This is a genomic window from Finegoldia sp. P1-F-LS (assembly GCF_052932205.1).
Window position 1 is genome coordinate 1 of record NZ_JBRFJH010000034.1, and the last position, 384, is coordinate 384.

Consider the following 384-nt stretch of genomic DNA (forward strand, 5'->3'; position numbering starts at 1 on the left):
GATATTTGCTCCTACTCGAGGTTTTCGTTGCTTGTCACGTCCTTCTTCGCCTCCTGGTGCCAAGGCATCCGCCTTGCGCCCTTAGTTTCTTGACCGGAAATATATACTGTTATTCGATTTTCAATGTTCATTCGACTTTTAAAAGTCGTTTTATGGGTTTGATATATAAAATATCAATGGTGGGCCTGGGGGGACTCGAACCTCCGACCTCACGCTTATCAGGCGTGCGCTCTAACCAGCTGAGCTACAGGCCCATAAAAGAACCTTAAAGTAAATACTTGTCAAGTTAGCACTCCTTAGAAAGGAGGTGATCCAGCCGCACCTTCCGATACGGCTACCTTGTTACGACTTCACCCCAGTCATCAATCCTACCTTCGACTGCTC

General features: G+C 46.9%; 1 tRNA gene and 2 rRNA genes. All 3 read right to left on the bottom strand.

Annotated features, from left to right (window positions below):
- A 23S ribosomal RNA gene (locus ACU68Y_RS09140) occupies positions 1–95 on the bottom strand; the annotation flags it as partial.
- An 82-nt stretch (positions 96–177) separates the two neighbouring features.
- Positions 178–254: transfer RNA gene (locus ACU68Y_RS09145), tRNA-Ile, on the bottom strand.
- Between the two features lie 46 nt (positions 255–300).
- Positions 301–384, bottom strand: a 16S ribosomal RNA gene (locus ACU68Y_RS09150); the annotation flags it as partial.